Source organism: Halorubrum sp. CBA1125 (assembly GCF_009742825.1).
Taxonomy (GTDB): domain Archaea; phylum Halobacteriota; class Halobacteria; order Halobacteriales; family Haloferacaceae; genus Halorubrum.
This window is the reverse complement of sequence record NZ_WPCE01000102.1, coordinates 1-10,742: the sequence shown is the minus strand read 5'-3', so window position 1 is coordinate 10,742 and position 10,742 is coordinate 1. Positions and strand designations below refer to the sequence as shown.

The 10,742-nt window shown below is 67.7% G+C and carries 8 protein-coding genes and 3 pseudogenes; 5 read left to right on the top strand and 6 right to left on the bottom strand.

Annotation, left to right across the window (positions count from 1 at the left end):
• Positions 1–224, top strand: a pseudogene (locus GJ633_RS17825) (oxidoreductase); the annotation flags it as partial.
• A gap of 8 nt (positions 225–232) precedes the next feature.
• Here GJ633_RS17825 and GJ633_RS10185 read toward each other — a convergent pair.
• Positions 233–747, bottom strand: a pseudogene (locus GJ633_RS10185) (hypothetical protein).
• A gap of 220 nt (positions 748–967) precedes the next feature.
• Between GJ633_RS10185 and GJ633_RS10180 the strand changes: the two are divergent.
• Together GJ633_RS10180 and GJ633_RS10175 are read left to right on the top strand one after the other, a co-directional pair.
• Positions 968–2,893 carry a beta-CASP ribonuclease aCPSF1 gene (locus GJ633_RS10180; RefSeq protein WP_156588741.1) on the top strand — a complete coding sequence of 642 codons (1,926 nt, stop codon included), beginning with the start codon at positions 968–970 and terminating at the stop codon, positions 2,891–2,893.
• Positions 2,894–3,058: 165 nt separating this feature from the next.
• Positions 3,059–4,177 (top strand): NAD(P)/FAD-dependent oxidoreductase, encoded by a 1,119-nt coding sequence (locus tag GJ633_RS10175; RefSeq protein WP_156588740.1) that lies wholly within the window; start codon positions 3,059–3,061, stop codon positions 4,175–4,177.
• A 23-nt stretch (positions 4,178–4,200) separates the two neighbouring features.
• Here GJ633_RS10175 and GJ633_RS10170 read toward each other — a convergent pair whose 3' ends face one another.
• The 5 genes from GJ633_RS10170 to GJ633_RS10150 all read right to left on the bottom strand — a co-directional run bounded on the left by GJ633_RS10170 (position 4,201) and on the right by GJ633_RS10150 (position 9,060).
• Positions 4,201–4,899, bottom strand: a complete 699-nt coding sequence (locus tag GJ633_RS10170) for an ABC transporter ATP-binding protein (protein WP_321169014.1) — start codon at positions 4,897–4,899, stop codon at positions 4,201–4,203.
• A complete protein-coding gene (locus GJ633_RS10165; protein ID WP_156588739.1) occupies positions 4,896–5,669 on the bottom strand; it encodes an ABC transporter ATP-binding protein in 774 nt (257 codons plus the stop codon). The genes GJ633_RS10170 and GJ633_RS10165 overlap by 4 nt, the downstream gene beginning before the upstream one ends.
• A 2-nt stretch (positions 5,670–5,671) precedes the next feature.
• Positions 5,672–6,796 carry an urea ABC transporter permease gene (locus tag GJ633_RS10160; RefSeq protein ID WP_156588738.1) on the bottom strand — a complete coding sequence of 375 codons (1,125 nt, stop codon included), beginning with the start codon at positions 6,794–6,796 and terminating at the stop codon, positions 5,672–5,674.
• Entirely contained in the window at positions 6,793–7,716 is a 924-nt protein-coding gene (gene urtB / locus GJ633_RS10155) for an urea ABC transporter, permease protein UrtB (protein WP_321169013.1), read from the bottom strand. The genes GJ633_RS10160 and urtB overlap by 4 nt, the downstream gene beginning before the upstream one ends.
• Before the next feature lie 72 nt (positions 7,717–7,788).
• Positions 7,789–9,060, bottom strand: a complete 1,272-nt coding sequence (locus GJ633_RS10150) for an urea ABC transporter substrate-binding protein (RefSeq protein ID WP_156588737.1) — start codon at positions 9,058–9,060, stop codon at positions 7,789–7,791.
• Positions 9,061–9,555: 495 nt separating this feature from the next.
• Between GJ633_RS10150 and GJ633_RS10145 the strand changes: the two genes are divergently transcribed.
• The gene (locus tag GJ633_RS10145; protein WP_156588736.1) at positions 9,556–10,341 is read left to right on the top strand and encodes a hypothetical protein; all 786 of its coding nucleotides are present in this window, start codon (positions 9,556–9,558) and stop codon (positions 10,339–10,341) included.
• Positions 10,342–10,639: 298 nt separating this feature from the next.
• Positions 10,640–10,742, top strand: a pseudogene (locus tag GJ633_RS18520) (urease subunit beta); the annotation flags it as partial.

Here is a 10,742-nt window from a genome sequence, read left to right as displayed (position 1 = left end):
ACCTACTACGAACTCTTCGACGACGCGCAGCTGGTCGGCGGCGACGGGCCCGGCGCGGTCGAGCCCGAGGTCGTCGCCGCCGCGATCGTCGACGCGGCGAGCGCGACGCAGCCGCCGCCCGCGTCCAACCTGGCACCGCCGCCCGGGTCGGAGTACTCGCGCGGTTCCTCCCGGACCCGCTCGTCGACAAGGGGTACGCGCTCCTGCGATCGCTCTCCTCGTAGCGGACGGTTCACCCCGACCCGTCGTCCGTCGGCTCGACCGCGAACGGACTCCGCCCGTCGCGCCAGTCCCAGCCGGGGAGCCGCGTCTGGAACCCGGCGGCCAGCGCCGCGTCGAGGTCGTCGCGCCCGCGGTCCCGGCGTCGGCCGCGGTGGCGTCCTCGCGGACGGTGACATCGACGACGTGGAACGTCGCCTGTGCGAGCAGCGAGAGGGGCTGCCCGCCGGCGATCGCGGCCGCCAGCTCCCGCCCGAGCACCTCGTCGACCACGAACCCCGGGTAGTCGCCCGCGACGTCGAGGTCGCGCAGCAGGCCGACGTAGCCGGCGACGTTGACCGCGACCTCGCCGTCCGCAAAGACGCGGTCGACCGCGCGGCGGTACTCTGCTTCGGTCACCGCATCCACGTCCGTCTCGAACAGGCGGCCCAGTCGGTCGCGGGTCTCGTTGAGGATCGGCACGACGACCGGGGCGCGGTTGCGGACCCACGCGCGCTCGTCGCGGACGAACTCGGGCGTGACGCGCATGCGCCGCGTTGGCGCGGAGGGGCCTTGCCAGTTGCGAAGGGTTTTATAACTGGCAGACAGTAGTGCCGCCCAAGCGGGTTTTCGCTGGCGGTTCCCCGCGGAATCACCTACGGACAGTACTACCACTATGCCTGCTGTGTCACGGTCGACCGTTCGGCGACGAGCCCCGTCTCGGCATACGGTGCGACTCGGCGGCGGCCCTGGCGACCCGCGGTAACATATGAGTCAAGTCGACAAGCAACTCGATACGCTGAAATCAGAGATCGAACAGGAGATCCCGAACGACATCACGGTCACCGACGTGAAGTACGAGGGACCGGAGCTGGTCGTGTACACCCGCGACCCCAAGCGCTTCGCCGGCGACGGCGACCTGATCCGGCGGCTCGCGTCGAAGCTCCGCAAGCGGATCACGGTCCGTCCAGACCCGAGCGCCCTCTCCCCGCCGGAACGCGCCGAGGAAGCGGTCCGCAGCGTGATCCCGGAAGAGGCCGGCGTGACCGACCTCGACTTCCACGAGGACACCGGCGAGGTGGTCATCGAAGCGGAGAAACCCGGGATGGTGATCGGGCGGCGCGGCTCGACGCTCCGGGAGATCACCCAGGAGGTCGGCTGGACCCCGGAGGTCGTCCGGACCCCGCCGATCGAGTCCTCGACCGTCTCGAACGTCCGCGGCTTCCTGAAGAACGAGCGCGAGGAGCGCCGCGACATCTTGGAACGCGTCGGCCGGCAGATCCACCGCGAGGAGATGTCCGACGACGAGTGGGTGCGGATCACGACGCTCGGCTGCTGCCGCGAGGTCGGCCGCGCCGCGTTCATCCTCTCGACGCCCGAGACGCGGATCCTCATCGACTGCGGCGACAAGCCGGGCGCCGAGGGCGAGGTGCCGTACCTCCAGGTGCCCGAGGCGCTCGGCGCCGGCGCGGCGACCCTCGACGCGGTCGTGTTGACCCACGCCCACCTGGACCACTCGGCGCTGCTCCCGCTGTTATACAAGTACGGCTACGACGGGCCGATATACACGACCGAGCCCACCCGGGACCTCATGGGACTGCTCACCCTCGATTACCTCGACGTCGCCGCAAAGGAGGGCCGGACGCCGCCCTACGAGTCGGCGCAGGTCCGCGACGCGATCAAACACACGATCCCGCTGGAGTACGGCGACGTCACCGACGTCGCGCCGGACGTGAAACTCACGTTCCACAACGCGGGCCACATCCTCGGCAGCGCGGTCACCCACTTCCACATCGGCGACGGCCTCTACAACGTCGCGTTCTCCGGTGACATCCACTACGAGGACACCCGGTTGTTCAACGGGGCCGTCAACGACTTCCCCCGGGTCGAGACGCTCGTGCTGGAGTCCACCTACGGCGGCCGCGACGACTACCAGACCGACCAGGACGACTCCGAAGAGGCGCTCAAGGAGGTCATCAACGAGACGTACGAGCAGGGCGGCAAGGTCGTCATCCCCGCGTTCGCGGTGGGGCGCTCCCAGGAGATCATGCTCGTGCTGGAGGAGGCGATGCGGGAGGGAGAGATCCCGACGATGCCAGTCCACCTCGACGGGATGATCTGGGAGGCGACCGCGATCCACACCACCTACCCCGAGTACCTCCGCGACGACCTCCGCGACCGGATCTTCCACGAGGACGAGAACCCGTTCCTCGCCGAGCAGTTCAACCACATCGACGCCGGCGAGGACGAGCGCCAGGAGGTCGCCGACGGCGACGAGTGTATCATCATCTCCACCTCCGGGATGATCGAGGGGGGCCCGATCATGTCGTGGCTCCGTCACATTGGCCCCGACCCGGACTCGAACCTCGTGTTCGTCGGCTACCAGGCGCAGGGGACGCTCGGCCGCCGGATCCAGAACGGCTGGGACGAGATCCCGGTCGACGGCTGGGGCGGCGGGAATCGCGGCGATACGCTCACCCTGGAGATGGGGACCGAGGTCGTCGACGGCTTCTCCGGGCACGCCGACCGCCAGGGGTTAGAGAACTTCGTGCGCACGATGAACCCCCGGCCCGAGAAGGTGCTCTGTGTCCACGGCGACGAGCGCTCCGTACAGGACCTCTCGTCGGCGCTGTACCACGACTACAACATGCGGACGTTCGCGCCGAAGAACCTGGAGACGTTCCGGTTCAAGTGACGAGCGGGCCCGCATCTCACTGCTGAGGTTGATGACGTCTGGCTAGTCCCGTCGACGACGGGCGTCACGGCTCGCCGACGACGGGCGTCGCGTCCGCCGATTGGATGACCGAACGCTGCGCACGGCACGGGGTCATTTAAACCGACGGGTCACGTACCACGGGTAATGAGTTCGGACGACGACGAGTTCCAGATCGCGGTGGTCGGCGGCGGTCCCGCCGGGCTGACCGCCGCGCTGTACGGCACGCGACTCGGCCACGACACGGTCCTGATCGACCGCGGCGGCGGCCGCGCCGCGATGATGGCCGACACGCACAACGTGATCGGCGTCACCGAGGAGACGAGCGGCAACGAGTTCCTCCGGACCGGCCGCGAGCAGGTGGAGTCGTACGGCGGCACGTTCGAGCGCGGGTCCGTCACCGACATCGAGCGCACCGACGACGACCGCTTCCGACTGTCGACCACTGACGGCGAGATCACCGCAGAGCGCGTGGTGCTCGCGACCGGCTTCTCCGACGAGCGTCCCGACCCGCCGCTGCCCCGGACCGGGAAGGGGCTCCACTACTGTCTGCACTGTGACGCGTACATGTTCGTCGACGAGCCGGTGTACGTGATGGGCCACGGCGAGGCCGCCGCCCACGTCGCGATGATCCTGCTCAACGTCACCGACGACGTGGATCTGCTCACCCGGGGCGCGGAGCCGACGTGGAGCGACGAGACCGCGGTCCAACTGGAAGCGCACCCGGTCGAGATCGTCCACGAGGAGGTCACCGGCGTCGAGAACGACCCCGACACGGGGTGGCTCGAAGCGCTGGAGTTCGCGGACGGCACCCGCCGCGAGTACCGCGGCGGCTTCCCGATGTACGGCTCCGACTACAACACCGGACTCGCCGAGTCGCTCGGCTGTGACCTCACCGACGACGGCACGATCGACGTCGACGACCACGGCCGGACGAGCGAGGACGGCGTGTACGCGGTCGGCGACGTCACGCCCGGCCACAACCAGGTGCCCGTGGCGATGGGACAGGGCGCGAAAGCCGGGATCGCGATCCACAAGGAGCTTCGCGAGTTCCCGCGCTCGACGGAGTCCATCGCGCGCGACGGCCCCGTCGAGCTCGACGAGGTGCCCGCGGTCTCTCCGGAGCTGCTGGCGACGGCGATCGCCCACGAGGGACACGCCGGCGGACCGCGGACGGACGACGTGGCGGACCACGAGGAGACGGATCACGAGGAAACGGACGACCCCCCGACGAACACCGGGACGCCGGCCGCGGACGACGACTGACGGCGGGGCGACGGCGTGACCGCCTAGACGACCAGGTACTCTTCGAGTCGTTCTCTGTCGTCGACCGCCTCGCCGTCGATCTCGTCGACGATCTGCCCGTGATCGATCGCGTAACACCGCTCCGCGAGCCCCTGGATCACGGAGAGGTTCTGCTCGACGAAGAGGATCGTCGTGCCGAACGATTCGTTGATCTGTGCCAGGTCAGCCGTGATCGACTGGACGATCGACGGCTGGACCCCCTCCGAGGGCTCGTCGACCAACAGGAGATCGGGATCGCCGACGAGCGCGCGAGCGATGGCGAGCATCTGCTGTTGCCCGCCGCTCATCGTGCCGGCGTCCTGGTCGGCGCGTTCCTCGAGGATCGGGAAGTACTCGTACACCTGCTCGTAGCGCGTCTCGTCGTCGCCGCCGATCCCCTCGCCGATCGTGAGGTTCTCCTCCACGGTCAGCCCGGGGAAGACGTCCCGCCCCTGCGGGACGTAGCCGATGCTGCTGCGGGCGTGGGCGTCGGCCGACTCGCGGGTGAGGTCCTCGCCGCCGAACCGGACGGTCCCGGTCTCGGGTTCGAGCAGCCCCATGATCGACTTCAACAGCGTCGTCTTTCCCACGCCGTTCCGCCCGACGATCCCGACGATTTCGCCCGTCTCGACGGTGAGGTCGACGTCCCGGAGGATCGGCGTGCCGTCGTAGCCGGCGTTCAGCCCGTTGACCTCGAGCGTCACGCGTTCTCACCCAGGTAGATCCGGCGGACGTCCTCGTCGGCTTCGATCTCCTCGATCGGCCCCTGCCGAAAGATCGACCCCTGGTTCAACACGGTGACGCGGTCGGAGATCTGCCGGACGAACTCCATGTCGTGTTCCACGACGACGAACGTCATGCCGTCGTCGTGGAGCGAGCGGATCAGATTCGCGACGTCCGCGGTCTCCTCGATCGACATGCCCGCGACGGGCTCGTCGAGCAGCATCAGCGCGGGGTCGAGCGTCACGGCCATCCCGATCTCGAGGCGCTGTTTCTCGCCGTGCGAGAGGTCGCTGGCGCCCGTGTCCGCCTTCGCCTCGAGCGCGATCCGGTCGAGCGTCTCGGCCAACACGCCGTCGGTGTCGCCGTCGGCCCGCTGGAGCGGGACGCGGAGGTTCTCGGCGACGGTGAGGTTCTCGTAGACGTGCGGCGACTGGAACTTGACGCTGATCCCGGTGTCGATCCGCGCGTGGGTGTCCATCCCGGTGAGGTCGTGGCCGTCGAAGTAGACGTCGCCGGCGCTCGGCGAGAGCTGTCCGGTGATCAGCTCGAGCAGCGTGCTCTTGCCCGCCCCGTTGGGGCCGATGAGACAGCGGATCTCGCCCTCGTCGACCGAGAAGTCGACGCCGTCGACCGCGGTCAGGCCGCCGAAGTTCTTCGTGAGGCGTTTCGTCGCGAGTATCGTGTCGACGCCGCCGCCGGTCGCGGCGACCGCCGGCTTCTGTCTGACGTTGATGTCCTGTGGCGTGCTCATGGTTACTCCACCGGCTCCTCCGTGGCCGTCGTCGACTGCGACTGTTCGGTCCGCCGCGAGCGGGCGCGGTCCGCGAGGTCGTCGAGCGTCGGGACGACGCCGGCGGGCATGAACAGGATGACCGTCAACAACAGCCCGCCGACGATCACCAGCGCCCACTCCGAGCCGACCGGTCCGATCCCGCTCGACAGCTCCGTCCGCATGCGCTCTATCACCAGCGTCGCGCCGATCGCGCCCAGCAGGGACTCGCGGCCGCCGATGCTCACCCAGACGACGGGCAGCGCGGCGAACCCGATCCCGAAGACGGTTGGGTCGACGTAGTTCCCCCAGCTGGCGTAGAAGACCCCGCCGACGGCGGCAAGTGCGCCGCCGATCGTGAAGACGACGAGCTTCACGAAGGGGACGTCGTACCCGAAGGTCGCCGTCCGGGCCTCGTCCTCGCGGACCGCGACCATGGTCATGCCGAAGCTGCCGTTGACGAGGACGCGGAGCCCGAGGTACGTCGCGACGAGCGTGACGAGCAGGGCGTAGTAGAGCGCGGCCCGCTCAAGCACGAGCCCGCTCTGGCCGATGCCGAAGGCGAGGCTCGGGACGTTCATCCCGTTGAACCCCCCGAGCTGGGCCTCGCCGACGGCCCACTCGCTGCCGGCCGTCTGCGCCATGAACGTGTTCAACACCAGCGCGACGACGAGCGTCATGATCGTCACGTACGTGTCCCTGACGCCGCCGTAGAACATGAAGTAGCCGAGCAGGGCCGCCGCCAGCGTGCCGCCGACGACCGCCGCGACGAGAGCGACCATCGCGCCGGTCACGGACCCGAGGTTGATCCCGACGATCCCGAAGACGTAGGCGGCGACCCCGAAGAAGGCCACCTGTCCGAAGCTCAACACGCCGGCGTACCCCCAGATGAAACAGAGGCTCAACGCGAGAAACGCCAGCGCGAAGTACCGCGACGTCTGGATGACCGTGTACGGACCGACGACCTGGGGGTAGACGGCCAGCGCCGCCACGACGACGGCGAAGGCGCCCCAGAACGTCGTGGAGTCGCCGATCGTGTTCGGCCCCTCGAGCCGATCGCGAACGCGGCCGAGCAGCGAGCGTCCGTCGGCCGACGAGTCACCGATCATTCCTCCGCCCTCCGGCGTTGCTGCCAGTCGTCCACGTAGCCGGTGATCCCGTCCGGCAGGACGCGGAGCGCGACGATAGCCACGAGCAGCAGCAGCATCTGGCCGACGAACGTCCCGAACAGGAAGCTCCCGGTGGCGTTGAAGACGCTGAGGACGCCGGACGCGGCGAGCGTCCCGAGGATCACGGATTGTCCGCCGACCACGACGGCGACGAACGCCTCGACGAGGAACGTGTTCCCGCGATTCGGCGTAATGGAGCCCAGCGCGGGCGCGTACAGCGCGCCTGTCAGCCCCGCGAGTGCCGACCCGATGGCGAACGTCGCCACGTACATCCGGTCGGTGTCGATCCCCATCGCTCGGGCGGTTTCGGGGTCCTCGATCGTCGCCCGGGCCTTGATGCCGAACGTGGTCCGGGTGAACAGCGCGTAGAGTCCGGCGAGCACGCAGACCGCGATCGCCGGCAGCAGGACGCTGCTGTAGACCGACGAGGAGTACGGCCCGTAGGAGACGTTCCCGAGGGGCGTGGAGATGCTGTCGAGGCTAGACCCGAACACGATCAACAGCAGCTGGGAGACGACGAGCGCCAGCCCCCACGTCGCCACCATCGAGTCGAGCAGCCGGTCGTAGAAGTGCCGGACGATCGTCCGCTCGACGACGACGCCGAAAGCCGTCGCGGCGATCACGCCGGCGACCATCCCGAGCGGCAGCGGCGCGCCGGCGTGGTACGCGAGCGCCGTCCCGTAGACGCCGATCAGGATGAACTCGCCGTGCGCGAGGTTGATCACCCCCATCATACCGAAGATGATCGCGAGTCCGACCGTCGCGAGGACGATGAACCCGAAGCTGTCCAGGAACTGGAAGAACAGCGCGAGCAGGCTGTATCCCGAGATCGACAGCGGCGTCGCCGTCGGTGTGATCACGGGGATTCGACCTCCGTCCGTACCGCCGTGGCGTCCGTCCGTATACGTGAGTTCGTGGGCTGAGTCATCGGATCAGACGTCGTAGACGTCGCTGGGAACGTACTGGGTGGTCTTGTCTTCCTCGCGGAGGTCACAGCCGTCGCCGCCCTCGACTTCCTCGCGGAGGAAGCTCGGGCCGATCCGCTCGTTGTTGGTGAAGGATATCTCGTGGTTCTCGTCGGCCCGCGCGACGCGCATCTCGTGTTCCATGTGGTGGGTCGGGCCGTCGAGCGTGAGGTCCCCGGACGGGGCGCTGATGTCGCGGCCCCCTTCGAGCACCTCGATGACCGCCTCCTGGTCGAAGGTGCCGGCCTCCTCGACGGCGTCGGCCCACAGGTACACCGAGAAGTAGTTGTTCTGGGCCTCCTGGTTGAGGTAGTTGGCGTCCGGCCACCGCTCGTAGAAGGCCTCGACGAAGTTCTCCCCGTCGCGGAGGTCGCCGAGCTCCTCCATGTAGCTGACCCCGGCGTAGACGTTGGTGAGCGCCGGCGGGTCGTACCGGATGTGCTCGTGGCCCTGCGCCATCGCGGTCGACGTGCCGATCGGGATGTCCTCCATGTCGTTCGTCGCCCGCTGGTCGTAGAAGTTCTCGTGGTTGGCGCCGACGAGCATCGACATGATGAAGTCGGGATCCTCGCTCTGGATCCGGTTGATAACCGAGGAGAAGTCCGTCTCGTCGAGCGGGATGTACTCTTCTCCCACGATGTTGTAGTCGTTCTCCTGAGCGAGGACGTTGACCCAGTCGCCCGACAGCTGCCCGAAGTTGTAGTCGGCGGCGATGATGTAGATGTCCTCCCCGAACTCGTCGGCGAGGTACGGCGTGACGATCCCGAGCTGCTGGCGCGCCGTCGCGCCGACCGGGAAGATCGTGTGGTCGCAGACGCCGCCCTCGTACTGGGTGGTGTAGAAGTACAGCTGGTCGTTCTCGTTGATGATCGGGCGGATCGCCTCGCGGGTCGCGCTCGAGTAGCCGGCCCAGAGGGCGTCGACGTCGTCCTGTAAGATCAGCCGCTCCGTGAGCTCCTGGTACCGGGAGTTGTCGGACTGCGGGTCCGGGTCGACGATCTCGATCTCCTCGTCGAGGAGCCCGCCGTTCTCGTTTATCTCCTCGAGCGCGAGCCGCGTGGCCTGCCACTTCGAGGTCCCGTTGAGCTGGAAGTTCCCCGAGCGGTCCTCGAGGATACCCACCGTCGGTCCGCCGCCACCGCTGCTTCCGCTGCCGCTGGAACACCCGGCGACCGAGATACCGAGCGCGGTCGCACTCGACGCCAACACCGACCGACGGCTGAGCGACTCGTGGCTCATTCGATATCGTCAACGTATTCTGCATTATTCTGCATAGATACTGTGCAACTCCCCACATTATGATCCGTTTGTCCGGTCATATCTGACATCACCTCCGAGATGGTGGTGTTATATAAATCCTTTCTTGCCGATCGATAGTATTGGGAATATGTCCTAGGGAGTGTTGATAGTGTAATAACTGGTTATATATTGATCGCACATTCAGTTCCCCCGTCTTGCAGGCTGATATTCGAGATACTCTGTCGAACACGGCTATCAGATAGACGAATGTCGTGGAATTGGACAAATACCGTCCCGGTCTGGACGTGTGTCGCACATATTGCGACGATCTCGGTGATTCATCTACCCCCGTCGTGAACGGGTAGTCGAACGTGCTACCCACGGACGACTGGAACGGACGAACGGTCGGGGCGGGGTCGAGGGACCGGCTCGGCGGCGCGGGTTCCGGAGACTGTCTCGGCGGAGCGGCTGCGCGGTCGGCCTCGCGGGGACGCGATGTTTGACGGACTCGTCGACCCCGGTCTGGGAGTCGGCGTGACCGCCGGCGTCGGGTCGCTGCTCACCGCCGGCGTCCTCGGGGTCACCCACGGGATAGAGCCGGACCACGTCGCCGGCATCACCGCGCTAACGCACGAGGCGGGCGACCCCCGCCTCTCAGCGCTGGTGGGCGGCTGCTTCGCCGTCGGACACGCGATCCTCGTCGTCGTCTGGGTCGCCGTCGCGTACGCGCTGTTCGGGGTCACCTCGTTCCCCGCGACGTTCGACCGTCTCGGTACGCTGTTCGTCGGCGGGCTCCTCGCGCTGTTGAGCCTCTACCTCGGCGTGACCGGGGTGCGGAAGCTCCGTCACCGGCGCCGGCACGCCCGCGGCGACGACCACTCGCACTCGCACGTCCTGCCCGCGTCGCTCCGGCCGACCCACGACCACGGTACCGACCACGACGAGGGGCGCGAGGGCCACGAGCACACGACGTTCGAGTACCTCAAGATCGGGACCGTCGGCGCGCTGTTCACCCTCTCGCCGCCCGTCTCGATGATCGCGTTCGTCTCCGTCGCCCTCCCAAACGGCGGGGCTCCGCTCGCGGTCGGGGTCGTCGCGGCCTACGCCGTGACCATCGTCGCCACGATGGCCCTGATCGGCGGCGGTGCGGGTTCGCTGTTCCGGGTGTCGAAACGGCGGAGCGTGCGCCTCCACGCGGTCTCGCAGGTCGTCGCCTCGGTCCTCGTGTTGGCCTTCGCGGTCGACGTCCTCGCCGGGCTCGCGCCCGGACTGCCGGCGTGAGCGACCCACCGAGCGCGACGACGGCCGAGGTCGGTCACGTCGACGGCTGAGGTCGGTTCAGCCAACCGCCGAGTTCGACCCCGTCGACGGACACCGGGGTCGTCGCCGACGGAGACGCGGTGAACGTGGGCACAGTCGGTTCGGCGAACCCGTTTAGAAACGTCCCAGTTTATCGAGTTTCAGTGACTATTACTACACTAAGAGAAAGTCTTTTACCAATATTGTCTAAATATCTGGGTGAGAATGGTAGACCGTTCACGACGAGAACCGAACAGGCGGACGCGGGGCGATCACACCGATGAGTGACCTCGTCCCCGGCGAGCTGTTGACGGCGGACGAGCCGGTCGAGATCAACGCCGGCCGCGAGACCGAGACCGTCACCGTCGAGAACACCGGCGACC

Bases quoted from the DNA above. Each gene is read 5' to 3' on its own strand.
- GJ633_RS10180 (WP_156588741.1), top strand. From the start codon at position 968: ATGAGTCAAGTCGACAAGCAACTCGATACGCTGAAATCAGAGATCGAA.
- GJ633_RS10175 (WP_156588740.1), top strand. From the start codon at position 3,059: ATGAGTTCGGACGACGACGAGTTCCAGATCGCGGTGGTCGGCGGCGGT.
- GJ633_RS10165 (WP_156588739.1), bottom strand. From the start codon at position 5,669: ATGAGCACGCCACAGGACATCAACGTCAGACAGAAGCCGGCGGTCGCC.
- GJ633_RS10160 (WP_156588738.1), bottom strand. From the start codon at position 6,796: ATGATCGGTGACTCGTCGGCCGACGGACGCTCGCTGCTCGGCCGCGTT.
- GJ633_RS10150 (WP_156588737.1), bottom strand. From the start codon at position 9,060: ATGAGCCACGAGTCGCTCAGCCGTCGGTCGGTGTTGGCGTCGAGTGCG.
- GJ633_RS10145 (WP_156588736.1), top strand. From the start codon at position 9,556: ATGTTTGACGGACTCGTCGACCCCGGTCTGGGAGTCGGCGTGACCGCC.